Here is a 26479-nt window from a genome sequence, read left to right on the forward strand (position 1 = left end):
CGGTGCGGGCACGGCAGGACCCTAGGAGGATTTGAGTGCCACGGCCGGGCGGCCGTGGGTGCCGAGATGGTGGAAGAACAGGTTGAGCAGGACCGCGACGAGCGCTCCGGCGCTGATGCCGGAGCCCAGTACGGTCTGCGCCCAGGACGGGAATCCGGCGTAGAACTCGGGCGCGGCGAGCGGGATGATGCCCGCGCCGAGCGCCACGGCGACCAGGATGATGTTGGAGCTGTCGTCGAGTCCGGCCTCGGAGAGGGTACGGATGCCGCTCACCGCGATCGAGCCGAACAGGACGATGCCGGCGCCGCCGAGGACCGGCATCGGCACCGTGGAGACCACCGCGCCGAGCACCGGGAAGACACCGAGGACCAGGAGCGCGCCTCCAGCGGCGGCGACGACGTAGCGGCTGCGGACCTTGGTCAGTGAGACGACGCCGACGTTCTGGGCGAAGGCGGAGGTGGGGAAGCCGCCGAAGACGGGTCCGAGGAGGGTGGCGATGCCGTCGGTGCGCAGACCCCGGGTGATGGTCCTGCCGTCGGTCTCGCGGTCGCAGATCTCGCCGATGGCGAGCATTCCGGCGCTGGACTCCGTCATCAGGACGAGCGTCACCAGGCAGAGCGAGATGATCGCGGCGGGCTGGAACTCGGGCGCGCCGAACGCGAAGGGTGTGGGCAGCGCGGCGACCGGGGCCGAGCGGAGCGCTCCGAAGTCCGCCATGCCGAACGGGATCGCTGCCAGGGTTCCGACCAACAGGCCGAGCAGCAGGGCCACTTGCTTGACGAAGCCGCGGCCGAAGCGCTGGATCAGCAGGATGACGAGGAGCGTGAAGGCGGCGAGTGCCAGGTGCTTCATGTCGCCGAAGTCGGCGGCGGTCCTGTCGCCGCCCTGTGCCCAGGCGACGGGCACCGGCATCAGGGTCACCCCGATGAGCGTGATGACGACGCCGGTGACCAGCGGCGGGAAGAAGCGCAGCAGCTTGCCGAAGAAGGGCCCGATGGCGAGACAGAAGACGCCGGCGACCATCACCGCACCGTAGATGGCGGGGAGCTGGTCCCCCGTGGCGTTGGTCTCGGCGATGGCGAGCATCGGCGCGATACCCGCCGAGGAGGCGGCGTTGACGAAGGGCAGCCGGTTGCCGACGAAGCCCTTGACCCCGAGGGTCTGCAGGAGGGTGGCCACACCGGCGATGAGCAGACTCGCGGCGATGAGCCGGGTCTGGCCCGCGGTGTCGAGGCGGACGGCCTGGCCGATGATGAGCGGGGGTGTGACCACTCCCGCGTACATGGCGGCGATGTGCTGGAGCGCGGCGGGCACGAGCCGCGAGGGGTGGAGCTTCTGGTCGACCGGGTGGACCTCGGGTCCTTCCGGCCGGGTGGAACACGGGCCTTCTGCCGGCCCTTTTGCAGGCGTTGCCATGGCTGGCTGTTCCCTCCGGTGTGGCGCATCCCCGCCGACTGCGGGCGGCGGGGATGCGCGCCCCGCGTCAGAGGTTGGTCATGTCGACCGGGATGTGCGGCTCGCAGCCGTCGCGCAGGATGGTGGCCTCGATCAGGCCGTAGGGGCGGTCGGCGGCGTAGTACACGGCGCCGTCCTTGGCTTCGTTCTCCAGGCCGAAGGCGGAGAGGTCCTGCCGGAAGTGGTGCTTGTTGGGGGCCGAGAAGCGGATCTCGTCGATCTCGCTGCGGCTGTTGATGACCCGCGAACCCATCTGGTACAGCGTCTGCTGGAGCGAGAGCGAGTACGTCTCCACGAACGCCTGCAGGATGTGCTTCCTGGACTGCTCGTAGGACTTCTCCCACTGCGGCATGCGCTGCTCGTCACAGGTCCAGTTGTGCCGCCACCACGTCGACAGGGATGTGGCGAGGATGCGGTCGTAGTCCTCCTGGAGCGTCGTGTACTTGTCCTTGATGTACCCCCAGAACTCGGAGTTCGTGGAGTTCATCACGGTCAGGTCCTTGAGCCCGGACAGGACTTCGAACTTCGCCCCCCCGTCACCTTCGGCGGAGTATGTGATCTGCGCGAGGCGGGTCTCCTGGCCCTTGCGGACGAAGGAGTGCTTGACCTCGTCGGCGCCGATGAACTTGGAGTTGCCGTCGGAGCCGGCGATGCGCTCCCAGGCGTACTCCTCGATGCGGATGCGCGCGCGGTGGATCGAGGGCTGGCTGTCCACGAAGTGCCGGGCGAGGTGGATGCCGTACTGCTCGGCCGACTCGATGCCGTATTCCTTGGCGAACGCGAAGCAGGTGTTCTTCGTGGTGTCCGTCGGAAGGCAGTGCGCGTTCGAGCCGTTGTAGTGGACGTCGTCCAGGTCGCCGGAGAGGGCGACGGAGACGTTCAGGTCCTTGATGTGGTGGGTGTCGCCGTCCCTCGTGATCTTGACGACGCGGTTCTCTGCTTTGCCGTACTGGTTCTGGCCGAGAATCGTGGGCATGTCTGCTAGCTCCCTCGGTAAACGGAGTAGCCGAACGGGTTGAGCAGCAGCGGTACGTGGTAGTGCTCGCCCGGTACGACGGCGAAGGTGATCGCCACTTCCGGGAAGAAGGCACCGCTGTCCCTTACGCGGGGGGCGTCCTGCTGCGCCTCGGCTTGCTTCTTGGCTGCGAAGTACGCCTCGGTCTCGAAGCCGAGACGTACATGGGTGGTGCCCTCCGGCAGCGCCGGCAGGTCCTTGCATCGCCCGTCCGCGTCGGTCGCGGATCCGCCGAGCGCCGCCCACGGTGCCTCGCTGCCGCTGCGGGCGGCGAGCGTGATGGCGACGGCCGCGGCGGGGCGGCCGATGCTGGTGTCCAGGATGTGGGTGGACACCGATGCGGTGGTGTCGGTGCTCAAGACCGTCACTCTCCTTCGGTTACGAGACGGGTCAGCCGGATGCGGTTGATCTTGCCCAGCTCGGTGCGCACGTTCCCACGCTCCTGCTCGGGCGAGTTCCCGATCCGGGACTTCACCGCGTCGCGCATCTGCTCGCCGGTGGCTCCGGTGGCGCAGATCAGGAAGACATGTCCGAACCGCTCCTGGTAGGCCAGGTTCAGTTCGAGCATCTCGGCCTTGAGTTCCTCGGTGGCGCCGGCCATCCCCCGCTGTTCGCGGGAGGAGGTCGGGTCTCCGGGCTTCGGGCGGCCGATCGGCGGGTGACCGGCCATCGCGTCGGCCAGATCCTGCGCGGTCAGTGCGGCCGTGGCGGCGTCACTGGCGAGAAGGAGGGCTTCCGCGGTGGCGTACGGGCGTCGGGAGAGGATCGCTCTTCCCCATGCCGCGCTGGCGCACACCTCGTGCAACGCGGTGGTGGCCTCGTCGTCCGCCAGGGTGTTGAACCGGGCGAGGCCCGGCGTGGAGCTCGAAGTCACGGGAGCCTCCGTGGCTGTTTTCGCTGTGCGTTTTTCGCTTCGCGTCGGTCGGGCTGCGGATAGCTAACGCCCTCCACAACACCACGTCAACACTTTGTTGAAATTACGCGAACGTAAAAAGCCGCCGCCCGGTGCTCCGGACGACAGCCCGCCGCGGTCTTCCACGACCTTCGCTCACCTACCGCCTCAACTACTCGCCTTTGGCGGCATTTTCCCTGTTCAGGTAGTTGTAGACGGTGAAGCGGCTGACCCCCAGCGCACCCGCCACCGTCTCCACACCGTGCCGCACCGAGAAGGCACCACGTGCCTCCAGGGTCCGCACCACCGACTGCTTGGTCCTGCGGTCCAGCTCGGCGAGCGGCATGCCGTGCCGGCGCTCCATGGCGGCCAGGATGTGGTCGAGCGACTCCGAGAGCTGGGGCAGCCGGACGGCTATGACGTCCTCGCCCTCCCAGGCCAGTACGACATCGTCGGGCTGGGCCTGATCGGGACCGAGCAGTTCGGCGCCCATGGCGTCGACGAGCGGCTTGACCGCGGTGACGAGCGGGTGGTCGGCCGGTTCGGTCACTTGGAGTCCTCCCCGACCACATTCACCTGGAGGGACACCCGGGTGGCACCCGATGCCAGGGCACGGCGCAGCAGTGAGTCCACCGCGGTGAGCACTTCGTCCGCGCCGCCTTCCGCCGTATTGCCGAAGGGACCGACGTCCACGGCGTCCAGGTCGGCCGACTGGATGACCTCGCGGGCCACGACCGCGTGGGCGGGCGCCTCGTCGAGATCGAACGGCTCGGTGGTGAACTCCACTCTCAAGCGCACTGTGCCTCCCTCATGCGTTCGCCGCGTCGCTGTGAAAGCCCGCGGCTCGGGCCCGACCCTAACGGACCTGCGCCGGGGCCGTGGGGAGATCGAACCGCCCTCAGTGACCGGCCGGGCGCGCGCCCGGGTACGGCAGGACGCAGACGGCGGCCGGGGCGGTGAATGTCTCACCTGTACGGGTCAGGGCGCCGTCGCGGGCGTCGACCCGGAAGACCGTCACCGTGCCGGACCGCTGGTTGGCCGCGAAGAGCAGTTTCCCGTCGGGCGAGAAGGCGGTGTGCCGGGGGAAGTCGCCGCCGACGGGCACGGTGTCGAGCAGCCGCAGCGCCGCCCCGTCGTCCTCGACGGCGTAGCGCGTCAGGCTGTTGTGCCCCCGGTTGGCGAGGTAGGCGAACCGGCCGTCGGCGGTGACCAGGAACTGCGCGGGGTAGCTGGTCCCCGCGTCACCCCGGTCCGCGGCCGGCGTGGGCCGGGGGCGTGGGTGCTTGCCGTCCGTGGGGGGTTTCCGCGGAGCATCCGTGCCGGTCCCGGTGGGCCGCGGGGCGCCCGGGGAGAGGGTGCCGGTGGCCGGGTCGTAGCCGCAGACGACCGCGGTGTTGTCGACCTCGCAGGCCAGGTAGGCGTGGCGGCCGCCGGGGTGGAACGTGAGGTGCCGGGGTCCGGCGCCGGGGCGCAGCACCGCGCAGGAGACCTGGTCGAGCGTGCCGCGCCGTTCGTCCAGCCGGTACGTGTACACGGCGTCGTTGCCGAGATCCACGGCGAGGACGTGGCCGCCGTCGGGGGTGGTGATGATCTGGTGGGCGTGCGGCCCGTCCTGGCCGGGGCCGGGCGGCGGCGCGGTATGGGTGACCAGGTCCGTGCGCTCGCCCAGCGAACCGTCACCCCGGATCGGGTGCACCGCGACGCTGCCCGAGGTGTAGTTCGCGGTGAGCAGCCACCGCCCCGTGGGGTGGACGGACAGATGGGTGGGCCCGGCCCCGCCCGTACCGCGCGTCCCGAGCACCCGGTGGCCGCCGTCCGGTGACAGGGCGATGGCGCTCACGCCGCCCCGGTCCTGTTCGTGGACCGCGTACACGGTGGCACCCGAAGGGTGCATGGCCAGGTACGACGGGTCGGCCACGCCCGTGATCACGGGACCGGCGGCGATCGCCCCGGTGACGGCGTCGTAGGTGGCCGTCCCGATTCCGGTGCCGCCGCCCTCGGCCGAGGTGCGGGTGCCGATCAGCAGCCGCGGGGCGGTACGCGGGTGCGGGCCCACGGCGGCCGCAGGGCCGGGCCGCGGGGAGCGGGGCGGCGCGGGAGCCACCGACAGGGCAGCGCCCGCGACGAGCACTCCGAGGACGGCGCGCCGGCTGGTGGCGTGGTTCATGCGAGGCACCTCGTACGGGGTCGGCTGCATCGGTCGGCACCAGCAACCCTGGCGCGACCCGGCCCCCGTCGGCAACCGGCGCGATTGGGGCGCCGGCCGGCGCAACCCGCTCGAAAGGCCCTGGACCGAATTCCGGGCACCCCCTTGACAGCTTCCGCAGCTCCGGGCAATCTTCCGTTACGTAGAAAGTAACTTCCGCAATACGGAAGGAGCGCCGAACCCTCATGGGCTACCCGGACCAGCGCTTCGATGTGAACCTTTCGATCCTCTTCACGGAACTCCCGCTCCTGGAGCGTCCCGCGGCCGCCGCCGCGGCCGGCTTCACGGCGGTCGAGCTGTGGTGGCCCTGGATCGAGACCCCCACTCCGCCGCAGGCCGAGCTCGACGCCCTCAAGAAGGCGCTCGACGAGGCGGGCACGCAGTTGGTGGGGCTGAACTTCTACGCCGGACAGCTGCCCGGCCCCGACCGCGGCGCGCTCTCCGTGCCGGGCACGGAGTCGGACCGCTTCCGCGCCAATATCGACGTGGCGGCCGACTTCGCCGCCTCGGTCGGCTGCAAGGCGCTCAACGCGCTGTACGGCAACCGCGTCGACGGCGTGGACCCGGCGGTACAGGACGAACTCGCCCTGGAGAGCCTGGTGGTCGCCGCCCGTGCGGCCGACCGGATCGGTGCGGTACTCCTGATCGAGACCCTCAACGAACCGGAGTCGCCGCGCTACCCCCTGGTGAGCGCACCGGCCGGGATCGAGATCGTCGACAAGGTCAATGCGGCGACCGGACTCGGGAACGCCAAGTTCCTGCTGGACCTGTACCACCTGTCGATGAACGGCGAGGACCTCAGCCAGGTCATCACGGCCTACGCCGCGAAGACCGGCCACGTCCAGATCGCCGACAACCCGGGCCGCGGCGCGCCCGGTACCGGCTCGCTCCCGCTGGAGCAGCTCCTCGACGAGCTGACGAAGGCCGGTTACGACGGCTGGGTCGGCCTGGAGTACAAGCCGGGCGACCAGGCGAGCGCCGATGCCTTCGAGTGGCTCCCGGCCACCGCGCGGGCCGCCCGCTGAGGGCGGCGGACTCCCTCTCGTACACACGTTTATCGGAAGGCACCCTCATGAGCAACAACCTCCCCAAGGTTGCGTGGATCGGACTCGGCATCATGGGCTCCCCCATGTCCGAGAACCTGATCAAGGCCGGTTACGACGTCACCGGTCACACCCTGGAGCAGGCGAAGATCGACCGGCTGGTCGCGGCCGGCGGCACCGGTGCGGGCTCGATCGCCGAGGCGGTCCGGGACGCCGATGTCGTCATCACGATGGTGCCCGCCTCCCCGCAGGTCGAGGCCATCGCCTACGGCCCCGACGGCATCCTGGAGAACGCGAAGTCCGGCGCGCTGCTGATCGACATGTCGTCGATCACCCCGCAGACCTCCGTGGACCTCGCGAAGAACGCGAAGGACAAGGGCATCCGGGTGCTGGACGCCCCGGTCTCCGGCGGCGAGGCCGGTGCCATCGAGGCGGTGCTGTCGATCATGGTCGGCGGCGAGCAGGCCGACTTCGACGCGGCCCAGCCCATCCTCCAGGCGCTCGGCAGGACCATCGTGCTGTGCGGTCCGCACGGCTCCGGCCAGACGGTGAAGGCCGCCAACCAGCTGATCGTCGCGGTCAACATCCAGGCATGCGCCGAGGCCGTCGTCTTCCTGGAGAAGTCCGGCGTCGACCTCGCAGCGGCGCTGGACGTGCTCAACGGCGGACTGGCCGGCTCGACCGTCCTGACCCGTAAGAAGGACAACTTCCTCAAGCGGGACTTCGCGCCGGGCTTCCGGATCGACCTGCACCACAAGGACATGGGCATCGTCACGGACGCCGCCCGCGATGTCGGTGCCGCGCTGCCCGTCGGCGCCGTGGTCGCCCAGCTCGTCGCCTCGCTGCGCGCACAGGGCGACGGCGGCCTGGACCACTCGGCACTGCTGCGCTCGGTCGAGCGCCTGTCGGGTCAGCCCGTCCAGGCCTGACCGGCCCGGCACCCCAGAGACTTCCGGACGGCGTCGGCGCTGACACCTGTCCTGTCGCGCCCAGGCGTCGGCGCCGTCCGGAATACCAGCCACCCAATTCAACAAACTGTTGACGTCGGGTTCGGGGCCTACTTACGCTCCTGGAGCCCCGAGCCGTCGCAGTTCAGCAGCTCCCGTACGGAAGGTCGCCCCGACACCATGACGCAGCGTGTGCTTACGACCGAGTCAGGCGCCCCGGTCGCCGACAACCAGAACTCCGCCACCGCCGGTGTCGGTGGCCCGATCCTCCTCCAGGACCAGCACCTGCTGGAGAAGCTGGCCCGCTTCAACCGGGAGCGCATCCCGGAGCGCGTGGTCCACGCCCGCGGCTCCGGCGCGTACGGCTACTTCGAGGTGACCGACGACGTCACCGGTTTCACCCGCGCCGACTTCCTCTCCGCCGTCGGAAAGCGCACCGAGACGTTCATCCGCTTCTCCACCGTCGCCGACTCGCTGGGCGGCGCGGACGCGGTACGCGACCCGCGCGGCTTCGCCCTCAAGTTCTATACGGACGAGGGCAATTACGACCTGGTCGGCAACAACACCCCGGTGTTCTTCATCAAGGACCCGATCAAGTTCCCCGACTTCATCCACTCGCAGAAGCGCGACCCGTTCACGGGCCGTCAGGAGCCGGACAACGTCTGGGACTTCTGGGCGCACGCCCCCGAGGCCACGCACCAGGTGACCTGGCTGATGGGCGACCGCGGCATCCCCGCCTCGTACCGTCACATGAACGGCTACGGCTCGCACACCTACCAGTGGACGAACGCCGCGGGCGAGGCCTTCTTCGTCAAGTACCACTTCAAGACGAACCAGGGCGTGCGGTCCCTCTCCAGCGAGCAGGCCGCCGAACTCGCGGGCAAGGACGGCAGCTCGCACCAGACCGACCTGCTCCAGGCCATCGAGCGGGGCATGAACCCGTCCTGGACGCTGTACGTGCAGGTCATGCCGGCCGCCGAGGCCGCGGACTACCGTTTCAACCCGTTCGACCTGACCAAGGTGTGGCCGCACAGCGACTACCCGCTCCAGCGGGTGGGCCGGCTGGTGCTGGACCGCAACCCGGACAACGTCTTCGCCGAGGTCGAGCAGGCCGCGTTCTCCCCGAACAACTTCGTGCCCGGCATCGGTCCCTCGCCGGACAAGATGCTCCAGGGCCGCCTGTTCGCCTACGCGGACGCGCACCGCTACCGGCTGGGCGTCAACCACACCCAGCTCCCGGTGAACGCGCCCCGCACCGCGGTCGTCGACAACTACGGCCGCGACGGGCTGCACGCCACCCGCAGCGGTGCCCGTCACGACAAGAACTACGAGCCCAACTCGTACGCGGGACCGGCCCAGACCGACGCGGTGCTCTCCGCCCCGCTCGCCGTCCACGGCTGGACCGGCACCCACGCGGCGCCCGCCCACACCAAGGACGACGACTTCTTCCAGGCGGGTGAGCTGTACCGGCTCATGACCGAGGACGAGAAGGGCCGTCTGGTCGCGAACATCGCAGGGGGCCTTTCCCAGGTGACCCGCGACGACGTGACCGAGAAGAACCTCGCCCACTTCCACGCCGCCGACGCCGACTACGGCAAGCGCGTGGAGGAGGCGGTCCGCGCCCTGCGCGAGGACTGACCTCCCTCTGAGCCCTGCTCGCGCCGCGCACCCGGATGAGGGGTGTCGCGTGGCGCGGGCAGGACGAGGCCGCGGCGGTTGTGCGATGCCAGTGCGGTGGTGAGGGCCGGGATGCCTCCTCGTTCTCTGACCTGAAGAGGACGAACCCTCCCGGCCCGATCGCCGCCGCCGCGGCCCCTGTCATCACCTTCATTCCCACAGACCAGGGCGTGGAGCACGGATACGGTCCCGTGCTCCACGCCCTTCGCGGCGTTCCGGGCCGGTCACCCGGCCGGCAGGTCGTCCAGCGCGGTCGGAGCGGTGGCCGGGTCGCCCGGCCCGGCCTTTCCCGTCCAGCGGGCGGCCCGCTCCCGTGGCGGCACGGACGCGGAGCGGGCGGGAGACGCCTGGCCGGAGCTGGTCATGGTGCACGGCACCGGTCCCGAGGACGAGACCCAGGAGCAGCTGAGGACGGAGCGGGTGGGCGCGCCGACGCACCCTGCGCGCCGACGGCCGCCAGAAGCAGGCCGACCGGCTCGACGAGGGCTCGACGTCGGCCACAGCGATCCCCGTCCCGCGCCGGAGCACCTCGGGGACCGGGAGACGGTGACACCGCTCGCGCAGGTGCTCCGACCGTTCCGGGCACGCAGTGTTCCCCCGCCCCGGGAGCCCGGAGCGGGGGAACAGGACCGGTCGGCGGACCGTCAGGGCGCCGTGAGCGGGCGGATCGACGTCGGTGCGTGGGACGGGTCCGTCGCGATGTCCTCGAACTCGTTGACGGACGCGATGTCCGTACCGCTCATCGCGATGTTCGTCACGCGCTCCAGGATCGCCTCGACGACCACCGGCACCCGGAACTCCGCGGCCAGCTTCTTGGCCTCCTCGAAGGCCGGCAGCAGCTGGTCGGGCTCGGTGACCCGGATCGCCTTGCAGCCCAGGCCCTCGACGACCTTGACGTGGTCGACGCCGTACACGCCGAGCTCCGGCGAGTTGAGGTTCTCGAACTCCAGATTGACCTGGAAGTCGATGTCGAAGTTGCGCTGCGCCTGGCGGATCAGCCCCAGGTAGGAGTTGTTCACCAGGACGTGGACGTACGGGATGCGGTGCTGTGCGCCGACGGCCAGCTCCTCCAGCATGAACTGGAAGTCGTAGTCGCCGGAGAGCGCCACGACGGAGCCGTCCGGGTCGGCCGTGGCGACGCCCAGTGCGGCCGGGATCGTCCAGCCGAGCGGGCCCGCCTGGCCGCAGTTGATCCAGTGGCGCGGCCGGTAGACGTGCAGCATCTGCGCGCCGGCGATCTGGGAGAGGCCGATCGTGGTGACGTACCGGGTCTCGGGGCCGAACGCCCGGTTCATCTCCTCGTACACCCGCTGCGGCTTCAGCGGCACGTTGTCGAAGTGCGTGCGGCGCTGGAGGGTCGCCTTGCGCTCCTGCGTGGAGGCGGCCCACCGCGAGCGGTCCTTGAGCTTTCCGGCTGCCTTCAGCTCGCGCGCCACCTCGACGAACAGTTCCAGGGCCGCCCTGGCGTCGGAGGCGATGCCGAGGTCGGGGGCGAAGATCTTGCCGAGCTGGGTGGGCTCGATGTCGACGTGGACGAACTTCCGGCCCGCGGTGTAGACGTCCAGCTTGCCGGTGTGGCGGTTGGCCCAGCGGTTGCCGATACCGAGGACGAAGTCGGACTCCAGGAAGTTCGCGTTGCCGTAGCGGTGCGAGGTCTGCAGGCCGACCATGCCCGCGTTCAGCTCGTGGTCGTCGGCGATGATGCCCCAGCCCATCAGGGTCGGGACGACCGGGACGCCGGTCAGCTCGGCGAATTCGACGAGGAGCTCGGACGCGTCGGCGTTGATGATGCCGCCGCCCGCGACGAGCAGTGGGCGCTCGGAGGCGTTCAGCAGCTCCAGGGCCCGCTCGATCTGCTTGCGGGTCGCGGCGGGCTTGTGCACCGGCAGCGGTTCGTACAGATCGGGGTCGAACTCGATCTCGGTGAGCTGGACGTCGATGGGCAGATCGATGAGGACCGGGCCGGGACGGCCGCTGCGCATCAGGTGGAAGGCCCGCTGGAAGACGCCGGGGACCTGGGCGGCCTCCAGAACGGTCGTCGCGGCCTTGGTGACGGGCGCCGCGATCGAGGCGATGTCGACCGCCTGGAAGTCCTCCTTGTGGAGCACGGCGGTCGGGGCCTGGCCGGTGATGCAGAGGATCGGGATGGAGTCGGCGATGGCGGAGTAGAGGCCGGTGATCATGTCGGTGCCGGCCGGCCCCGAGGTGCCGATGCACACGCCGATGTTGCCCGGTCGCGCCCGGGTGTAGCCCTCCGCCATGTGGGAGGCGCCCTCGACGTGACGGGCCAGCGTGTGATGAACCCCGCCGGAGGCCTTGAGGGCCGCATAGAAGGGGTTGATCGCCGCGCCCGGCACACCGAACGCGTTGCTGACGCCTTCGCGCTTGAGGATCTCAACTGCCGCTCGGGCAGCGGTCATTCGAGGCATTGAGTGCTCCTGCTCGGACCTGGTGGAGTCGGGCTCTGTCGCGCCACCTGAGAGCACCAATTCCGCATTACGGAAACTTGATTCTGTGATACGGAAGTAAATCTAAAGCGCGCCCCGGCGACCGTCAAGAGACGGCGCACACGACCGCCGATGCGCCCACCCGTCCGCGAAGTACGCCAAGTCCCTCCCCAGGGCGTCGCTCTTGGTGGACGATGGGATTCGGAGCGGAGCCGGTCCGTCACGGCCGGTGCGGGCGCGTTCCGTGCGCCGGGGAAGCGCCCGTCGGCGGAGAACGACGCGGAACGCCCGGGGCCGGAGGGAGATCACGGTGGAGTCGGTGCCGGTACGCTGTCCGGCCTGCTGCCGCGACCATGTGTACAGTCCACCGGCCTACCCCTGCCCGTGCGGTGCGCCGACCGCCCCGCCCTTGCTGCCCGGCGCCCAGGTCGTGCCGATCACCCACCGCACCTGGAACGACGACTGGGTGAGGGTGCGCTGCCCCGCCTGCGGGCGCCAGGACCAGTGGCCGCAGCCCGAACTGTGCTGCCCGTGCGGGACGGTACTGCGCATCCCGGTCCGGCCGGTGGCGGCGCCCGGCGACGCACCCGCGTCCGGGGACGGAGCCCGTCCGGCCGGCCCCTCGCACATCCCGCTGCCGCGCACGGCCCCGGCCCCCCGGCCCGCGTTCCGCGCCGTCGCCATCCACAGCGCGGGCGACGCGCTGGCGACCGCGGCCCGGTATCTGAGGTGGCTGGGCTACCGCGAAGTGGTGCAGCTCTCGAAGCCCTCCCCCGCACTGATCGACCTGGTGGCCACCGGACTGCTGGCCCAGGTCGACACGGCCGGCCGGCCGACCACCCTGCGCGCCGTCGAATGCCTCTGGCTGGACGCGCTCAGCGCATCGGTCACCGGGGTCTTCTTCTCGCTCCCGGGGTACGCGCCGGACGCCTCGGCGCGCGCCGAGGGGCTGGGCATGCCGCTCTTCGTGATGGACCCGGCGGGGACACCCCAGCCGGTCAACGGCCCGGCCGACGAACTGCTCAGCAGCGGGGCCTGAGCGACATACTGGTCACATGCGCATCCGTACCGCCCGCCATGCCGACCTCCCGTTGCTCCAGGACATCGAACGTGCCGCCGGCGAGCCGTTCCGCATGCTCGGCATGTCCGCCGTCGCGGACGACGATCCTCCGGCGCTCGCGCTGCTGGACGACTACCGCCGGGCCGGCCGCGCCTGGGTGGCCGTGGAACCGGACGACCGCCCGGTCGGCTACCTGATCGCCGACCCGGTCGACGGGGCCGCCCACATCGAGCAGGTCTCCGTGCACCCGTCCGCCGCGCGGCGCGGCCTGGGCAGTGCGCTCATCGACCATCTCGCCGGATGGGCCGGCGAGCGCGGTCTGGTCGCGCTCACGCTCACGACCTTCTCCCACGCCCCCTGGAACGCGCCGTATTACGCCCGCCTCGGCTTCCGCACCCTTGACGACGGCGAACTCACCGACGGACTGCGGAAGATCAGGATTCAGGAGGCCGAGCACGGCCTGGATCACTGGCCAAGGGTCTGCATGCGACGCGAGATCCCGCACTCCGGGCGGCTCCGGCAGCTCACCGGAGCCGACCGGCAACACTGAGTGCGATCGGTCACGTTCAGGCCAGGGGGCCACAAATGTTCGGCTCGCTGTCAGTGGCGGGCCTTAAGGTGGTGCACATGGCTTTAACTCCACGGAACACACCTGACGACCGGCCGCGCGCGACCCGGCCGGCGCCTCCGTCCGCCGCCCGGGCGAACGAGGCGATACGGGCGTTCGTGGACGCGCGCGCCGGCCAGGACTGGTCCTCGGTGGAGTCCGCCGCCTACGAGGTGCTGCTGATCGAATGGGCGGCCGCGACCCGGGGCGGCACCGGCGACATCATCGAGGCCGCCTGACCGCGCCCGGAGCGATCCGGCCCTACTGCCCGTAGCCCTCCCGCAGTTCGATCTTCCGGACCTTCCCGCTGACCGTCATCGGGAAGGTCTCCAGGATCCGCAGCCGCCGCGGGATCTTGTAGTAGGCCAACTGCTCGCGGCAGTAGGCCGTCACCTCGTCCAGGGTCGGCGGCTCCGCCGGATTCCTCGGGATCACACAGGCCAGGATCTCCTCGCCGTAGGTCTCGTCCGGTACGCCCACCACCTGCACATCCGCGATCTTCGGGTGACCGTAGAGGAACTCCTCGATCTCCCGCGGATACACGTTCTCGCCACCGCGGATGATCATGTCCTTGATCCGGCCGACGATCTGTACGTAGCCGTCCTCCCGCATCACCGCGAGGTCGCCGGTGTGCATCCAGCGGCCGGCGTCAATGGCTTCGGCGGTCCGGTCGGGCTGCTCCCAGTAGCCGAGCATCACGCTGTAGCCGCGGGTGCACAGTTCGCCCGCCGCACCGCGCTCCAGCGTCACGCCGGTCACCGGGTCGACGACCTTGACCTCGATGTGCGGCATCACCCGGCCGACGGTTCCGGTGCGGCGCTCCAGGTCGTCGTCGCGGCGGGTCTGGGTGGAGACCGGCGAGGTCTCCGTCATGCCGTAGCAGATGGAAACCTCGTCCATGTGCATCTCGGCGACGACCCGCTTCATCACCTCGACCGGGCAGGGCGATCCCGCCATGATGCCGGTGCGCAGCGAGGAGAGGTCGTACGAGGCGAAGTCCGGCAGGTTGAGCTCGGCGATGAACATGGTGGGGACGCCGTAGAGCGAGGTGCAGCGCTCCTGCTGCACGGCGGCGAGCACGGCGGCGGCCTCGAAGGCGGGGGCCGGGATCACGATGCAGGCGCCGTGCGAGGTGATCCCGAGGTTCCCCATGACCATGCCGAAGCAGTGGTAGAAGGGGACCGGCAGACAGACCCGGTCCTGTTCCGTGTAGGCGACCAGCTCACCCACGAAGTAGCCGTTGTTGAGGATGTTGTGGTGGGAGAGGGTGGCGCCCTTGGGGAAGCCGGTGGTGCCGGAGGTGTACTGGATGTTGATCGGGTCGCCGCAGGACAACTCCGCTTCGCGGGCGGCGAGTTGCTGCACCGTCACGGAACCCGCGGCGGCCAGCAGCTCGTCCCATGACGGATCGCCTATGTAGTGCACGGCGCGCAGCGCGGGGCAGTCGGCGCGGACCTGGCCGACCAGTGCGCGGTAGTCGCTGGTGCGGTGCGAGAGCGAGGAGACCAGGAGCGAGATCCCGGCCTGCTTCAGCACGTACTCCAGCTCGTGCGCGCGGTACGCCGGGTTGATGTTGACCATGATGGCGCCGATGCGGGCGGTGGCGTACTGCACCAGCACCCACTCCGGGCAGTTGACCGCCCAGATCCCGACCCGGTCCCCCTTGACCACCCCCGACGCCATCAGGGCACGGGCCAGTTCGCCGACCGCCGCACCGAACTCGGTGTAGGTCCAGCGCCGCCCGGACGCGACGTCCACGAGTGCCTCGCGGTCGCCGAACGCCTCGATCGCGCGGTCGAGGTTGCCTCCGATGGTGTCGCCGAGGAGCGCCGTGGTGCCGGTGCCGTGCGCGTAGGAGAGCTCGCTCATCGCAGATCGCCCTCGTCGTACTCGGTGCCGGTGCCCTTGGCCGTGCGCTCGCGGAGTTCGATGCGGCGGATCTTGCCGGAGACGGTCTTGGGCAGCTCGGCGAACTCCAGCTTGCGGACCCGCTTGTAGGGGGCGAGGACCGCCCGGGAGTGCTCGAACAGCACCTTCGCCGTCTCCGGGCCGGGCTCCCAGCCCTCCGCGAGCACGACGTACGCCTTGGGAACGGAGAGCCGGACCGGGTCGGGGGCGGGGACGACCGCCGCCTCGGCGACCGCCTCGTGCTCCAGCAGGGCACTCTCCAGCTCGAACGGCGAGATCTTGTAGTCGGAGGCCTTGAACACGTCGTCGGCGCGGCCGACGTAGGTGATGTAGCCGTCCGCGTCGCGCGAACCGATGTCGCCGGTGCGGTAGTAGCCGCCCGCCATGGCTTCGGCCGTCCGGTCCGGGTCGCCGTGGTAGCCGGTCATCAGGCCCACCGGGCGGCCGGACAGGTCGAGGGAGATCTCGCCCTCGGCGGCGCCGGGCTCGCCGGTGACCGGGTCCAGGAGCTCGACCTTGAAGCCGGGGCTGGGCCGCCCCATCGAACCGGCCTTGAGCAGCTGGCCCGGGGTGTTGGCGACCTGGACGGCGGTCTCGGTCTGGCCGAAGCCGTCCCGGATGGTGATGCCCCAGGTGCGCCGCACCGTCTCGATGACCTCCGGGTTCAGCGGTTCACCGGCGGCGACGACCTCGCGCGGCGGGGTCTTCAGCTGGGAGAGGTCGGCCTGGATCAGCATCCGCCAGACGGTGGGCGGGGCGCAGAAGCTGGTGACGCCCGAGCGGTCCATCTCGGCCATCAGCCGGCCCGCGTCGAAGCGGGTGTAGTTGAAGATGAAGACGGTCGCCTCGGCGCTCCAGGGCGCGAAGAGGTTCGACCAGGCGTGCTTGGCCCAGCCGGGCGAGGAGATGTTGAGGTGGACGTCCCCGGGCTTGAGGCCGATCCAGTACATCGTCGACAAGTGGCCCACGGGGTAGGACACATGGGTGTGCTCGACGAGCTTGGGGCTGGCGGTCGTGCCGGAGGTGAAGTAGAGCATCAGCGGCTCGTCGGCGTCGGTCTCCCGGTCCGCCTCGAAGGTGTCCGGCTGCTCGTCGGCCCCGGTGTACGAAAGCCAGCCGGGGACCTCGGCGCCGACCGCGAACCGGGTGTAGCCGCCGGGCACCTCGTCGAACTTCGCGGTGTCGGCGTCCCGGACCAGGACGTGGCGGACCCGGCCGCGCTCCACCCGGTCGCGCAGGTCGACCGGGCCGAGGAGCGGGGTGGCGGGGATGACCACGGCGCGCAGCTTCATCGCGGCGAGGGCCGTCTCCCACAGCTCGACCTGGTTGCCGAGCATGACGAGGATGCGGTCCCCGGCGCGCACGCCCCGGGCGCGCAGCCAGTTCGCTGCCTGGTTGGAGCGGGCGGACATCCGGGCGAAGGACACCTCGGTGCGGCTGCCGTCCTCCTCCACGATGTGCAGGGCGGTGCGGTCGTTGTTCTCGGCGATGGCGTCGAACCAGTCGAGTGCCCAGTTGAAGTGGTCGGTCCTGGGCCAGCTGAAGCCCTCGTAGGCCGCTTGGTAGTCCTCGCGGTGCTTCAGCAGAAAGTCCCGGGCAGCCCGGAACGTTTCCGTCGCGCTGGTTGCCGACATGTGCCCTCCTCATTGCGGACCGGACCGGTCACCTGGAGCGTCCGGCAATTGGGGGCGGTGTCGCGGGGCCGGGTGCGCACATCTGCCGCGTCGTCGTCGATCACCATGGCTCCGCCATGCCTCGATCCTCCGCCGTGCAGCTGCACGCGCCCGGCCCCGCTCGTTCACCCACCCCTCAATTGCCGGACGCTCCTGACATCATGTAAACAGTGACCCAGGTCTCACCACCCCCGAACGGGGGTGCAGCGAGGGGGGCGGTCGAGCCCCCGGAGCCGGGCAGGGAGGCGTCAGCGTGCCGGAATCCGTCGATGCGGTCGAGATGCAGACGGCGCTGCTGCGGCTGCGCCGGACCAGTGGCCTGCCGGTGGCCTTCGGCGGGCTGCTCGCCGACGCCCGTCATGCCCGGATCGCCGAGCTGAACGGGGCGCAGACCAGCGTGCTGCGCGGGCTCGTCATCTCGGCGGGAAGCGGGCTCGGCGGCAAGGCGATCGCGCTGTCCCGGCCGTGCGCGGTCACCGATTACCACTCCTCGCGCCACATCAGCCACGAGTACGACCTGGCGGTCGCGGCTGAGGGCCTGCGCTCGGTGGTCGCGGTCCCGGTGGTGGTGCGGCGCAAGGTGCGCGGGGTGCTGTACGGGGCGCTGCGTGAGCCGATCACGCTCGGGGACCGTACGTTCGACGCCGCGGTCGCCGCCGCCCGCGACGTGGAGCAGGCCCTGGTGGTGCGGGACGAGGTGCAGCAGCTGCTGTCCGTGACCCGGGAACAGGTCACGGACCCGAGGGCGGCCCCGGAGGCGTGGGAGAACGTCCGCGAGGCGCATCGCGAACTCCGGGCCCTGGTCCCGAAGGTCGTAGACCCGGCGCTGCGCGACGAACTGCTCACGGTGTGCGGGCTCCTGGCCTCGGCGGCCGGGGACCGGACGCCGAGGCCCTGCGGGGTGCAGCTGGCGCCGCGCGAGCTGGACGTGCTGGCCTGCGTGGCGGCGGGCGCGACGAACGCGGTGGCGGCGGAGCGGCTCGGGCTGCGACCGGAGACGGTGAAGGGCTATCTGCGTTCGGCGATGCGCAAGCTGGGGGCGCACACCCGGTTGCAGGCGGTGGTGGCGGCCCGGCGGGCGGGGCTGCTGCCCTAGGGTCTTTCGTTTGAGTCGAGGAACGTCGCGAACCGGATGTCGTACCCGTCGGTGCCGCCCGCCGGAGGTGCCATGACGGAGAGCATCCGTACGGCCTCCTCCGTGACCGTGTCGCGCTCCGCCCGGCTCAGGGTGCCGAGCGGCTGCACGGTGAGCGCCCCCGCCCCGGAGCCCGGTCCGCCGCCGTCGCCCAGCCGCCAGATCGCGGCGAGGAACCCGTCGACGAGCACCGTGCCGTACACCTGGTTGCCGTTCCCGTTGCGCCCCCGGTACCGCGGCGGGATCACGCGGGTACGGTCCGCGTGGCTGAGCAGCACATTGTCCAGCTCGGGCAGGAAGCGCGGCGGGGCCGGCGTGTCCTCGTCCGGGCGCGGGGCGTCCGGCAGGTCGAAGAGCTCGACCCCGTTCTCGTCCCGGAAGGTGACGAGCTGCGGCCGCAGCCGCTCGAACACCTCCCGCAGCCTGGTCAGCCCGGCCCATGTCTGCATGTCGCGCACCGAGGCAGGCCCGAAGGCCCCGAGGTAGCGCAGTACCGCGGCATCGGGCGCGGGAGCCGGCTGCGACGGGGCGCCGAGCCAGTGCTCGACGGTGGTCAGCGCTACCTGGCCGCTCCTCCCCCACACCCCGCGAGGGGTCACCTGGACCAGCGGCAGCAGGCAGCGGGCGGCCATGCCCAGGGACTGCGGGTCGGCGTCGGGCCACTCGGCGTGCAGCGCCTCGCGGATCTCCTTGGGCGTACGGGGCCGCTCCTCGACGAACTGCCTGCCGACCGACCTGAGCCGGTCCCGGTCCACCCCGACGAGCCCCTTGCGGAAGATGTTGAGCTCCCGGTCGCGCGCCGGCTGGACCAGCGGGCGCAGGGTGAGCGCGTCGGCGGCGGTGTGCAGGTGGATGGTGGAGCGCAGGGTGACGATACGGACCACCTCGCGGGACTCCATCAGGTCGGCGAGCTCTGCCGGGTCGAAGCCGTCGAGGCGGGCGAAGAGCTGGTAGTACGGCGGTCTGGTGTTCTGCGCCTGCAGGCCGACCAGGTGCTCCACGGCGTCCTTCGCGGACATCTCGGCGCGGCGCAGCAGCAGCTGGCGCTCCAGAGTGGCCCGGTTCAGCGCGCGAGGGGACAGCACGGCGGGTACGGCGAGGTTCTTCCTGACGGCCATGGGGTGCACGGTACGCGGCCTTGCGGACAGCTTCCGTCCTCTTCGGGGAATGCGTTCCGCCGCCGTGCGCCCGCCATGCCGCCCTGCCGCAGGACCCGGGATCGGCGGACGGCCGCCCGCATCATGGGTCGGTGATCAGTGTTCTGTTCGCCGTCCTCACCGCGCTCAGCAATGGCGCCGCCTCCGTACTCCAGCGCCGTGCCGCCCGTACCGTCCCCGACAACGAGGCGATGCGTCTGTCGCTGATCGGGCATCTGGTGCGCCAGCGGCTGTGGCTCGCGGGGATCGGCCTGGTGATCGTCGCGGCCGTCTGTCAGGCGGTGGCGCTGGCCACCGGGCCGATCGCCGTGGTCCAGCCGATCTTCGTGATCGAACTGCCCGCCACGCTGCTGATGGCCGCGTCCGTCATGCGCGTCCGGCTGTCCCGGCGGGTCTGGTACGGGGTGGCGGCCGTGACGCTCGGGCTGGCCCTGGGCATGGCTTCCGCGGCTCCCGGCGGTGGCAGTACGAGCGTGCACGGGTTGGCCTGGGTCCCCGCGCTGATCCTGACCGGGCTCTTCGAGGCGGCGCTGATCGGCGCGGCCCTGGGCAGCCGCGGCAACACCCGGGGCGCGCTGCTCGGCCTCGCCGCCGCGTGCGGGTACGCCCTGACGGCAGCGCTCATGAAGGACGCCATGGCACGGCTCGAAGGGGGCGGCGGGGCGGCAGCGCTCCTGACGTCCTGGCAGCTGTACGCCACCGCGGCGGCCGGGGCGGGCGCCCTGTTCCTCCTCCAGAACGCCCTTCAGGCGGGCACGCTGGTCGCCGTCCAGCCGATGCTGACCCTCGGGGACGCGCTGATCAGCGTGGTGTACGGGGTGACGCTGTTCGGCGAGGAGCTGCGCACCGGGTGGTGGGTGCTGCCCGAACTGGTCGCGATCGCCCTGATCACGGCGGGCTGCGTCGAGCTGGCCCGCTCCCCGCTGGCGGCCGGGAACCCGGCCCCGCCCGCGCGCCGGGTGAGATGAGCCGGCCGCGGGCCCCGGCCCGGACCGGGGCGATTGCGCCGGACCGGGTCGCGCCGCCCGGCCTCTCGGAGCTATTCTCCGGTCGAGCCATGTGTGGCGAACGGGCAAGGGGCCCGGTTCTTTTCTGGGGGTCGGTGTGGTTTCTGGTCGCGTTGTGCGGTTCGACGGAGCTCGGGGATACGGCTTCATCTCGCCGGATCATGGGGGTGAGGACGTCTTCCTCCATGTGAACGACATGCTGATCCCCGAGTCCTACGTACACACGGGCACGGCGGTCGAGTTCGAGATCGAGGACGGTGACCGCGGCCTGAAGGCGTCGTCCGTCCGGCTCGCCGAGGGGCCCGACGGGAAGCCGCTGACTCCGCCGAGGCCCGTGGGCGTATCCGCCTCCGGGGCGCCCGACGACGACACCCTGTGCGATGTGCTCAGCGCGGCCGAGTACACCAGGGACGTGACCGACGTACTGCTGGAGTCCGCACCGACGCTGACGGGTGCTCAGATCCTGCAGATCCGGCGCGGGTTGCTGCAGTTCGCCAAGAACCACGGCTGGACCGAGGGCTGACGGCCGCCGGGCCGTCCGCCCGCGGCCGTCACCTCGGCGTCCGGCCGCTCGGCTCCCGCACCACCAATGGGGTGCCGAGCACCTGGTGTCCGCCGCTGGCCAGCATGCGCACCTCGCCCCGGTCGCTGATCTCCGCGCGCACGATCCCGGTCTCGTCCTCGTAGATCGGGAAACCGCCCGCCCCCGACTGTGCCGTGCGCCGGACGGTCACCGTGTCGTCCTCCACCGCGGACGCCTGAAATACCAACTGGTAGCTCTCCGGGTAATCCATGACCGTTCTCCGATAGCGGATGGGGCAGGGCATGTTCCGCCCGCATCTTCCATGGTCCCTCCGACCGGCCCTCGGCGCCCGAGCAGCGGTCCACGGCGGCGGGCACATGCCCCGGCGACCCTCGGCCTCCCGCGCGGGAGACCGTTATCCTGAAGCCATACGGGCGGTTCGACAGCACTCGGGCACATACCGCATGAATGACCCGTTTTCCCCCGAGTCGTGTGCACGGCACGCACGCCCGGGATCCCCGAGACCGGGAAGGGACAACGCCATGAACGATGCCGACAGGGGAGACGATGTCTACCAGCCCCAGCAGCCGGAGGCCTCGGACCTCACCGAGCAGCTCGACGTCGAGGACACCCTGGACAACCGGGGGCTGACCGACGCGCTCGACGAGGGCTACTCCCCGCCCGAGCGGCCGTGGGCGGTGGAGGACCGGGGCACCACCGCCGCCGAACAGCACGACGGCGAGACGCTGGAGGGCCGCCTGGCCCGCGAGCTCCCCGAGTCCTCCGACACCGTCGGCGACGGCCTCGGGGACCTGCCCGACGGCGACGGCGAGCTCTGGGACGCGGAGGTCGGCACACTACGCGCCGGCCGGCTCACCCGGCAGCTGGACATCGACGAGCCGGACACCATGGCGGGCGAGGACGTCGGGATCGACGGGGCCGCGGCATCGGCGGAGGAAGCCGCCATGCACGTGGTGTCGGACGGCCGGATCTGAGACGGCGCCTCCCCCGCCCGGACCCTTACGCCGGAGGTAATCGACGCCCTCACCGCCATCGGACATCGTGTTCCTCACCAGCACACGAGAGCCCGGCCGGGAGCCGGGACGCGAGGAGAGGGCACCACGATGACCGCATACGCCGAGGCCGTTCAGCGCTACTTCGCCGCCTGGAACGCGGCCACCGCCGAGGAGCTGGCGAAGGCCGTGGCGGCCGCCTTCACCGAGAGCGCCACCTACACCGACCCGCTGGCCGATGTGCGTGGCCACGAAGAGCTCGCGGCCACGATCGACGGCGCCCACCAGCAGTTCCCCGGCTTCGAGTTCCGGCTCACCGGCACGCCGGACGGCCATCACGGGATCGCGCGCTTCGGCTGGGAGCTGGTCTCCACCGCCGACGGCTCGGGGCCCGTCGCCGGCTTCGACGTGATCACCCTGGCCGACGACGGACGCATCGCCTCGGTCAGCGGCTTCCTCGACCGGGTGCCGGGCGCCTGAGCGTTACCGGGAGGCGGGCCCGGTGCCGCTGCACGCCTCCTTCGCACCGCCCCGCCGTCAGGCCGGCTCGTCGAGGAACCTTCCGCCCTCCAGCATGGTCTTGAGCGTCGAGAGGATCATGATCCAGCCGCCGCTCACACCCTCCAGCATCCTGCTGTCGGGGCTGTCGAACCCGTCGTGGGTGAGGGTCAGCTTGATGCCCATCTCGGGCTCCTCGGCCGGTTCGATGCCGAGGGCGACCTTCGACCGCTCCCGGACGGCCCGCTCCCACTCCTCGTCCGAGGCGAAGTCGAACATCTGGCGGTGCATGGGCTGGAGGGTGTGCCAGGTGTACGCGAGCCGCTTGCCGGGCTCGGCCTCCAGGACCCGCTGGCCGACCTCCTCGAACTCGCCGTCCGGGTCCATCTTCCAGCGGACCGGCGCACCGGTCTCCCAGGTCGATTCGGGGCCGTAACCGCCCATGTAGACCTTGATGGATTCCGGGTCGGTCAACGCCTCGTAGAGCTTCTGGGCGGTGGTCTGGATGTAGATGACGTAGACGAACTCTGGCTTGCCCATGGCCGTTCCTTCCGGAGTCCCTCTCACGGTCCTCCACCGTAGGCAGCCGAACGGTCGCCCGTCGAACGGAGCGGCACCCGCAGACCCGTCCCCCCGGGTCCGGGCCCGGGCCGTCCCCCGCGCCGGGACGGGTCTACGGGGTGTCGGCGAAGTCCCGTCCCGCCGGTGAGCGGGAGGTCCGCGGCTGCTCGGGGAGCGCGGCGAGTCCGGGGGCCGGCTCCAGCGGGCGGTCGGTGAAGAAGCGGGCCGCGAGGTCCGCCACGTCGTCCGGACGCTCCAGGACGACCCAGTGGTCGGACTCACCGATCGTGAGGAACCGGCTGCCCTCGATCGTGGCCGCGAAGGCGCGCTGTCGCTCCGGCGAGGTCACCGTGTCGTGCTCGCCCGCGAAGACCAGGGCCGGTACGCCGGTCAGCCCGCCGGAGAAGTCCGGCCGGTGCCCCAGGGCCCGGTGCAGCGACTGCGCGGCGTGCGGGGAGTGGGTGAGGGCGTACAGGAACGAGCGCCTCACATAGCGTCGCGCCAACTCGCCCCGGTGGACCCTGCGTTCGGGGTCCTGGCACATCAGCACCCCGGCGGCCAGTCCGGCCAGCCCCTCCAGGTCACCGGTCTCCAGCCGGTCGACGGCGCGGCCCCACCGGGCCCGCTGGTCGTCGGTGATGTGGGCGGGCACCCCGCCGAGCATCAGCCGGGCGATCCGGCCGGGATGCCGCTGCGCGCAGCCGAAGGCGATCGAGGTGCCGTAGGAGAAGCCGAAGAGGTTGGCCCTCGGCACGTTCAGATCGTCGATGATCCCGGTGACGGCGGCGTGCAGGACGTCGTCGCCCGCACCGGGCGGGAGCGGGTCCGCGTCGCCCATGCCGGGCAGGTCGGCGGTGACCACGGAGGCGAGCGGCCCCAGATGGTCGTCCATCTGCGGCCAGCCGTACATCCCCTGGAGCGCGCCGCCGAGGACGATGACCGGCTCGGTGCGCGGCGAGGGCCGTCTCAGGACCCGGTAGCCGTAGCGCAGCCCGTGCACCGACAGGGTCCGGATGATCTCGTCGGCCATGGTGGTTCGCCTGCCTCTTGGTTTCCGGGTCAGGCCCTGGTGAGAACGAGTGCGGCGTTGTGTCCACCGAACCCGAGCGAGGTCTTGACGGCCGCGTCGAAGGTGCCCCGCCGGGCCTCCTTGCTCACCACTTCGATGGGGATCGCGGGGTCGGGGGCGTCGAGATTCACGGTGGGCGGTACGAGTCGGTGTTCCAGCGCCAGCACGGTCAGTGCGGTCTCGATGCCACCGGCGGCGCCCAGGGTGTGTCCGGTCATCGCCTTCGTCGAGGTGACCAGGGGGTGCTCGCCGAGGACCCGGCGCAGCATCGTCGCCTCGATGAGGTCGTTGGAGACGGTCGAGGTGCCGTGGGCGTTGACATGGCCGATGTCCCGGGCCGTGATCCGGGCGTCCGCGAGCGCGGAGCGCAGCGCCCGCTCGATGCCCAGGCCGTCGGGGTCCGGGGCGACGGCGGAGTGGGCGTCGCTGGAGGCGCCGTAGCCGGCGATGTGCGCGCGGACGTCGGCGCCGCGGGCCAGTGCGTGTTCCGGCCGCTCCAGCACGAGGAGCCCGGCACCCTCGCCGACGACGAAGCCGTCGCGGTGGGTGTCGAACGGGCGGCAGGCCGCCTCGGGGTCGTCGCGCCGGGTGGAGACGGCCTTGAGCTGGCAGGCGCTGGCGATCAGCAGCCGGGAGCAGACCGATTCGGCGCCGCCCGCGATGACGATGTCGCAGGCGCCGATGCGGAGCATCTGATGGGCGGTGCCGATGGCGACGGTGCCGGAGGAGCAGGCGGTGGAGACGGCCTGGCTCGGACCGAGGGCGCCGAGGTCGGTGGCGACGCTGCTGGCCGCGCCGTTGACCACGGTGAGCGGGGCGAGTTTCGGGGAGACCCGGCGGGCGCCGCGTTCGGTGAGGACGGTGTGCTGCTCGTCGTAGAACGGCAGTCCGCCGTGGGCGGAGCCGATGACGACGGCGACCCGTCCGCCGTCCCAGGCCGAGGGGTCGAGACCGGCGTCGGCGACGGCCTCGCGGGCCGCGATGACGGCCAGTTGCGAGAAGCGGTCCATCAGCCGCGCGGTCGCCACCCCGAGCAGTGCCCGCGGGTCGAGACCGGTGATGGTGTACATGAAGTCGCAGGGCAGGCCGTGGAGTTCGGGCCGGTGCAGCACCGACGGGGCGGTCGACGCCTCACGGACGGCGCGCCAGGTCGCTTCGGCCCCGACGCCCGCGGCGGTGACCATGCCGATCCCGGTGACGGCGGCGGCGAACGGATCGGGGCGGTACGGGCGGCCCGTCACGCGGCTGCCTTGCGGTGCACCAATTCGACGAGCCGTCCGACGGTGTCCCGCGAGGTCAGCTGGACATCGTCCAGATCGACACTCATCCGGTCCTCGATGATCAGCCGCAGTTCCTCCAACGCCAGTGAGTCGAGCCGGAGCTGACGGAGCGGCACTTCCGCGCCGATGGCGAGGGGGTCGGTGCCGAAGTTCGCCACCAGCAAGGTGCTGATCTCTTCTGCCGTGCTCATGGTGGCGCTCCTGCGCTCTCGTACGCGGTGACGCCCTGCCGCGTGAGGTGTGAGTGCCATCGGGGGACGCCGGCTGGTCCGGAGGAACCATTTATACGCCTTCGCGAAGGTGAGGCCGATCCGCGTTCCCCCGTGCGGTGGGGGGCTGTCCAGGTGTACGAATTCAGCGGTTCACGGTGACCGGTCGCGGCGGTCCGCGGCGGCCGTTGCGATGGCGGCAGCGAACCCGCTCGCCCGCCGTCCCCGGGCCGGCGCCCGGTCCGTACACTCCGCGATCATGACGATCGACATGACCCACGCCGACGGCCCCGCGCTCTTCCCGACGATGTCCACCATGCGCGCGATGCGCCGTCTGAAGCCGGAACCGGTGCCGGACGAGACGCTGGAGCAGCTCGTACAGGCAGCCGTCTGGGGCCCCAGCGGCGGCAACATGCAGTGTTACGAGTACGTCGTGGTGACCGACCGCGAGGTGATGGCCCGTCTGGCGCCGCTGTGGAAGCGTTGCGTGGACGCCTATCTGGCGACGACCGGGAAGTACGCCCCGAAAGGCATGGACGACGCGGCGTACGACCGGATGGTCGCCGCGATCGAGCACCAGCGCGACCACTTCGCCGACACACCGGCGCTGATCGTGCCGTGCTACCGGTTCCCGGAGCCGCGCCTGGACGAGGAGGGGCTGCTGGCCTCCGCGCAGGCGCTCGGCCCGGCCGCGACCGAGCACATGATGAACACCCAGACGCGCTTCCAGGCGCTCGCGGAGGGCTCCTGCGTCTACCCGGGCGTGCAGAACGTCCTCCTCGCCGCGCGGGCCCTGGGGCTCGCGGCGAACATCACCATCTGGCATCTGATGCTGGAGCAGGAGTGGAAGGAAGCCCTCGGCATCCCCGAGGACATGCACACCTATGCCGCCATTCCGGTCGGATGGCCGCTGGGCAGCTTCGGCCCGGTGCGGCGCCGCCCGGTGGCGGACGTCGTCCACCGCGACCGCTGGTAGCACGGAGCCGCGTCGGCCCTGCCCGGTGACGGCCCGTCCGTTCACCGGGCAGGGCACCGGCTTCCGCATCAACTCCATTGGAGTGAGAGGCAGTTCGACACACCGGCAAATGATTGTCATG

General features: G+C 71.1%; 29 protein-coding genes. 12 read left to right on the top strand and 17 right to left on the bottom strand.

Annotation, left to right across the window (positions count from 1 at the left end; translation table 11 throughout):
- Positions 1 to 21: 21 nt before the first annotated feature.
- From OHA19_RS08575 to OHA19_RS08605, 7 genes are all read right to left on the bottom strand, one after another.
- A complete protein-coding gene (locus OHA19_RS08575) occupies positions 22 to 1416 on the bottom strand; it encodes a nucleobase:cation symporter-2 family protein (protein ID WP_405717912.1) in 1395 nt (464 codons plus the stop codon).
- A gap of 67 nt (positions 1417 to 1483) precedes the next feature.
- The gene (pucL, locus tag OHA19_RS08580; RefSeq protein ID WP_405717910.1) at positions 1484 to 2431 is read right to left on the bottom strand and encodes a factor-independent urate hydroxylase; all 948 of its coding nucleotides are present in this window, start codon (positions 2429 to 2431) and stop codon (positions 1484 to 1486) included.
- Positions 2432 to 2436: 5 nt separating this feature from the next.
- Positions 2437 to 2829, bottom strand: coding sequence for a hydroxyisourate hydrolase (gene uraH / locus OHA19_RS08585; protein WP_405717907.1), 393 nt, complete (start codon positions 2827 to 2829; stop codon positions 2437 to 2439).
- Positions 2830 to 2834: 5 nt separating this feature from the next.
- Complete coding sequence (gene uraD / locus OHA19_RS08590; protein ID WP_405717904.1) at positions 2835 to 3344, bottom strand: 2-oxo-4-hydroxy-4-carboxy-5-ureidoimidazoline decarboxylase; 510 nt, start codon at positions 3342 to 3344, stop codon at positions 2835 to 2837.
- 190 nt (positions 3345 to 3534) lie between these two features.
- Positions 3535 to 3912: a helix-turn-helix domain-containing protein gene (locus tag OHA19_RS08595; protein WP_405717901.1), complete on the bottom strand. Its 378-nt coding sequence runs from the start codon at positions 3910 to 3912 to the stop codon at positions 3535 to 3537.
- Positions 3909 to 4160 carry a hypothetical protein gene (locus OHA19_RS08600; RefSeq protein WP_405717898.1) on the bottom strand — a complete coding sequence of 84 codons (252 nt, stop codon included), beginning with the start codon at positions 4158 to 4160 and terminating at the stop codon, positions 3909 to 3911. The genes OHA19_RS08595 and OHA19_RS08600 overlap by 4 nt, the downstream gene beginning before the upstream one ends.
- A gap of 100 nt (positions 4161 to 4260) precedes the next feature.
- On the bottom strand, positions 4261 to 5529 hold the full coding sequence (locus tag OHA19_RS08605) for a lactonase family protein (RefSeq protein WP_405717896.1): 1269 nt from the start codon (positions 5527 to 5529) through the stop codon (positions 4261 to 4263).
- A 224-nt stretch (positions 5530 to 5753) separates the two neighbouring features.
- Between OHA19_RS08605 and OHA19_RS08610 the strand changes: the two genes are divergently transcribed.
- The 3 genes from OHA19_RS08610 to OHA19_RS08620 all read left to right on the top strand — a co-directional run bounded on the left by OHA19_RS08610 (position 5754) and on the right by OHA19_RS08620 (position 9196).
- On the top strand, positions 5754 to 6593 hold the full coding sequence (locus tag OHA19_RS08610; protein WP_405717893.1) for a TIM barrel protein: 840 nt from the start codon (positions 5754 to 5756) through the stop codon (positions 6591 to 6593).
- Positions 6594 to 6640: 47 nt separating this feature from the next.
- Positions 6641 to 7540, top strand: coding sequence for a 2-hydroxy-3-oxopropionate reductase (locus OHA19_RS08615; RefSeq protein WP_405717890.1), 900 nt, complete (start codon positions 6641 to 6643; stop codon positions 7538 to 7540).
- 198 nt (positions 7541 to 7738) lie between these two features.
- Positions 7739 to 9196 carry a catalase gene (locus OHA19_RS08620; RefSeq protein ID WP_405717888.1) on the top strand — a complete coding sequence of 486 codons (1458 nt, stop codon included), beginning with the start codon at positions 7739 to 7741 and terminating at the stop codon, positions 9194 to 9196.
- Between the two features lie 263 nt (positions 9197 to 9459).
- On the opposite strand, the gene OHA19_RS08625 is transcribed toward OHA19_RS08620, so the two are convergent.
- Complete coding sequence (locus tag OHA19_RS08625; protein ID WP_405717885.1) at positions 9460 to 9600, bottom strand: hypothetical protein; 141 nt, start codon at positions 9598 to 9600, stop codon at positions 9460 to 9462.
- A 279-nt stretch (positions 9601 to 9879) separates the two neighbouring features.
- Positions 9880 to 11655: a glyoxylate carboligase gene (gcl, locus tag OHA19_RS08630; protein ID WP_405717882.1), complete on the bottom strand. Its 1776-nt coding sequence runs from the start codon at positions 11653 to 11655 to the stop codon at positions 9880 to 9882.
- Positions 11656 to 11992: 337 nt separating this feature from the next.
- Between gcl and OHA19_RS08635 the strand changes: the two genes are divergently transcribed.
- The 3 genes from OHA19_RS08635 to OHA19_RS08645 all read left to right on the top strand — a co-directional run bounded on the left by OHA19_RS08635 (position 11993) and on the right by OHA19_RS08645 (position 13588).
- Entirely contained in the window at positions 11993 to 12721 is a 729-nt protein-coding gene (locus OHA19_RS08635) for a hypothetical protein (protein ID WP_405717880.1), read from the top strand.
- 16 nt (positions 12722 to 12737) lie between these two features.
- Complete coding sequence (locus tag OHA19_RS08640) at positions 12738 to 13292, top strand: GNAT family N-acetyltransferase (RefSeq protein WP_405749824.1); 555 nt, start codon at positions 12738 to 12740, stop codon at positions 13290 to 13292.
- 77 nt (positions 13293 to 13369) lie between these two features.
- Entirely contained in the window at positions 13370 to 13588 is a 219-nt protein-coding gene (locus OHA19_RS08645) for a hypothetical protein (protein WP_259930576.1), read from the top strand.
- 22 nt (positions 13589 to 13610) lie between these two features.
- On the opposite strand, the gene OHA19_RS08650 is transcribed toward OHA19_RS08645, so the two are convergent.
- Together OHA19_RS08650 and OHA19_RS08655 are read right to left on the bottom strand one after the other, a co-directional pair.
- A complete protein-coding gene (locus tag OHA19_RS08650) occupies positions 13611 to 15218 on the bottom strand; it encodes an AMP-binding protein (RefSeq protein ID WP_405717874.1) in 1608 nt (535 codons plus the stop codon).
- A complete protein-coding gene (locus OHA19_RS08655; RefSeq protein ID WP_405717871.1) occupies positions 15215 to 16891 on the bottom strand; it encodes an AMP-binding protein in 1677 nt (558 codons plus the stop codon). Before OHA19_RS08655 ends, OHA19_RS08650 begins: the two co-directional genes overlap by 4 nt.
- Before the next feature lie 292 nt (positions 16892 to 17183).
- On the opposite strand from OHA19_RS08655, the gene OHA19_RS08660 reads away from it, so the two are divergent.
- Entirely contained in the window at positions 17184 to 18026 is an 843-nt protein-coding gene (locus tag OHA19_RS08660) for a response regulator transcription factor (protein ID WP_405717869.1), read from the top strand.
- Here the strand turns inward: OHA19_RS08660 and OHA19_RS08665 are convergent.
- Entirely contained in the window at positions 18023 to 19183 is a 1161-nt protein-coding gene (locus tag OHA19_RS08665; protein ID WP_405717866.1) for a winged helix DNA-binding domain-containing protein, read from the bottom strand. The genes OHA19_RS08660 and OHA19_RS08665 overlap by 4 nt on opposite strands.
- A 131-nt stretch (positions 19184 to 19314) precedes the next feature.
- Here OHA19_RS08665 and OHA19_RS08670 point away from each other — a divergent pair, with 131 nt between their 5' ends.
- Both OHA19_RS08670 and OHA19_RS08675 read left to right on the top strand, forming a co-directional pair.
- Positions 19315 to 20190 carry a DMT family transporter gene (locus tag OHA19_RS08670; protein WP_405749826.1) on the top strand — a complete coding sequence of 292 codons (876 nt, stop codon included), beginning with the start codon at positions 19315 to 19317 and terminating at the stop codon, positions 20188 to 20190.
- 136 nt (positions 20191 to 20326) lie between these two features.
- On the top strand, positions 20327 to 20752 hold the full coding sequence (locus OHA19_RS08675; RefSeq protein WP_405717860.1) for a cold-shock protein: 426 nt from the start codon (positions 20327 to 20329) through the stop codon (positions 20750 to 20752).
- Between the two features lie 28 nt (positions 20753 to 20780).
- On the opposite strand, the gene OHA19_RS08680 is transcribed toward OHA19_RS08675, so the two are convergent.
- Positions 20781 to 21023, bottom strand: a complete 243-nt coding sequence (locus tag OHA19_RS08680; RefSeq protein WP_405717857.1) for a DUF6296 family protein — start codon at positions 21021 to 21023, stop codon at positions 20781 to 20783.
- Between the two features lie 271 nt (positions 21024 to 21294).
- Here OHA19_RS08680 and OHA19_RS08685 point away from each other — a divergent pair, with 271 nt between their 5' ends.
- Together OHA19_RS08685 and OHA19_RS08690 are read left to right on the top strand one after the other, a co-directional pair.
- Entirely contained in the window at positions 21295 to 21747 is a 453-nt protein-coding gene (locus OHA19_RS08685; RefSeq protein ID WP_405717855.1) for a DUF5709 domain-containing protein, read from the top strand.
- 129 nt (positions 21748 to 21876) lie between these two features.
- Positions 21877 to 22245, top strand: a complete 369-nt coding sequence (locus tag OHA19_RS08690; protein ID WP_405717853.1) for a nuclear transport factor 2 family protein — start codon at positions 21877 to 21879, stop codon at positions 22243 to 22245.
- A 57-nt stretch (positions 22246 to 22302) separates the two neighbouring features.
- Here OHA19_RS08690 and OHA19_RS08695 read toward each other — a convergent pair whose 3' ends face one another.
- From OHA19_RS08695 to OHA19_RS08710, 4 genes are all read right to left on the bottom strand, one after another.
- Complete coding sequence (locus tag OHA19_RS08695) at positions 22303 to 22803, bottom strand: SRPBCC domain-containing protein (protein ID WP_405749828.1); 501 nt, start codon at positions 22801 to 22803, stop codon at positions 22303 to 22305.
- A 133-nt stretch (positions 22804 to 22936) separates the two neighbouring features.
- Entirely contained in the window at positions 22937 to 23854 is a 918-nt protein-coding gene (locus OHA19_RS08700; protein ID WP_405717847.1) for an alpha/beta fold hydrolase, read from the bottom strand.
- A 29-nt stretch (positions 23855 to 23883) separates the two neighbouring features.
- Entirely contained in the window at positions 23884 to 25134 is a 1251-nt protein-coding gene (locus OHA19_RS08705) for a beta-ketoacyl-[acyl-carrier-protein] synthase family protein (RefSeq protein WP_405749829.1), read from the bottom strand.
- Positions 25131 to 25364 carry an acyl carrier protein gene (locus OHA19_RS08710; RefSeq protein ID WP_405717843.1) on the bottom strand — a complete coding sequence of 78 codons (234 nt, stop codon included), beginning with the start codon at positions 25362 to 25364 and terminating at the stop codon, positions 25131 to 25133. Before OHA19_RS08710 ends, OHA19_RS08705 begins: the two co-directional genes overlap by 4 nt.
- Before the next feature lie 277 nt (positions 25365 to 25641).
- Here OHA19_RS08710 and OHA19_RS08715 point away from each other — a divergent pair, with 277 nt between their 5' ends.
- A complete protein-coding gene (locus OHA19_RS08715) occupies positions 25642 to 26358 on the top strand; it encodes a nitroreductase family protein (RefSeq protein WP_405717841.1) in 717 nt (238 codons plus the stop codon).
- Positions 26359 to 26479: the final 121 nt, after the last annotated feature.

The sequence above is a fragment of the Streptomyces sp. NBC_00012 genome (assembly GCF_045040875.1).
Taxonomy (GTDB): Bacteria; Actinomycetota; Actinomycetes; order Streptomycetales; family Streptomycetaceae; genus Streptomyces.

Coding starts and splice junctions, on each gene's coding strand:
- OHA19_RS08575 (WP_405717912.1), bottom strand. CDS start 1,416: ATGGCAACGCCTGCAAAAGGGCCGGCAGAAGGCCCGTGTTCCACCCGG.
- pucL (WP_405717910.1), bottom strand. CDS start 2,431: ATGCCCACGATTCTCGGCCAGAACCAGTACGGCAAAGCAGAGAACCGC.
- OHA19_RS08605 (WP_405717896.1), bottom strand. CDS start 5,529: ATGAACCACGCCACCAGCCGGCGCGCCGTCCTCGGAGTGCTCGTCGCG.
- OHA19_RS08610 (WP_405717893.1), top strand. CDS start 5,754: ATGGGCTACCCGGACCAGCGCTTCGATGTGAACCTTTCGATCCTCTTC.
- OHA19_RS08615 (WP_405717890.1), top strand. CDS start 6,641: ATGAGCAACAACCTCCCCAAGGTTGCGTGGATCGGACTCGGCATCATG.
- OHA19_RS08620 (WP_405717888.1), top strand. CDS start 7,739: ATGACGCAGCGTGTGCTTACGACCGAGTCAGGCGCCCCGGTCGCCGAC.
- OHA19_RS08625 (WP_405717885.1), bottom strand. CDS start 9,600: ATGACCAGCTCCGGCCAGGCGTCTCCCGCCCGCTCCGCGTCCGTGCCG.
- gcl (WP_405717882.1), bottom strand. CDS start 11,655: ATGACCGCTGCCCGAGCGGCAGTTGAGATCCTCAAGCGCGAAGGCGTC.
- OHA19_RS08640 (WP_405749824.1), top strand. CDS start 12,738: ATGCGCATCCGTACCGCCCGCCATGCCGACCTCCCGTTGCTCCAGGAC.
- OHA19_RS08645 (WP_259930576.1), top strand. CDS start 13,370: ATGGCTTTAACTCCACGGAACACACCTGACGACCGGCCGCGCGCGACC.
- OHA19_RS08650 (WP_405717874.1), bottom strand. CDS start 15,218: ATGAGCGAGCTCTCCTACGCGCACGGCACCGGCACCACGGCGCTCCTC.
- OHA19_RS08655 (WP_405717871.1), bottom strand. CDS start 16,891: ATGTCGGCAACCAGCGCGACGGAAACGTTCCGGGCTGCCCGGGACTTT.
- OHA19_RS08665 (WP_405717866.1), bottom strand. CDS start 19,183: ATGGCCGTCAGGAAGAACCTCGCCGTACCCGCCGTGCTGTCCCCTCGC.
- OHA19_RS08680 (WP_405717857.1), bottom strand. CDS start 21,023: ATGGATTACCCGGAGAGCTACCAGTTGGTATTTCAGGCGTCCGCGGTG.
- OHA19_RS08685 (WP_405717855.1), top strand. CDS start 21,295: ATGAACGATGCCGACAGGGGAGACGATGTCTACCAGCCCCAGCAGCCG.
- OHA19_RS08690 (WP_405717853.1), top strand. CDS start 21,877: ATGACCGCATACGCCGAGGCCGTTCAGCGCTACTTCGCCGCCTGGAAC.
- OHA19_RS08695 (WP_405749828.1), bottom strand. CDS start 22,803: ATGGGCAAGCCAGAGTTCGTCTACGTCATCTACATCCAGACCACCGCC.
- OHA19_RS08700 (WP_405717847.1), bottom strand. CDS start 23,854: ATGGCCGACGAGATCATCCGGACCCTGTCGGTGCACGGGCTGCGCTAC.
- OHA19_RS08710 (WP_405717843.1), bottom strand. CDS start 25,364: ATGAGCACGGCAGAAGAGATCAGCACCTTGCTGGTGGCGAACTTCGGC.
- OHA19_RS08715 (WP_405717841.1), top strand. CDS start 25,642: ATGACGATCGACATGACCCACGCCGACGGCCCCGCGCTCTTCCCGACG.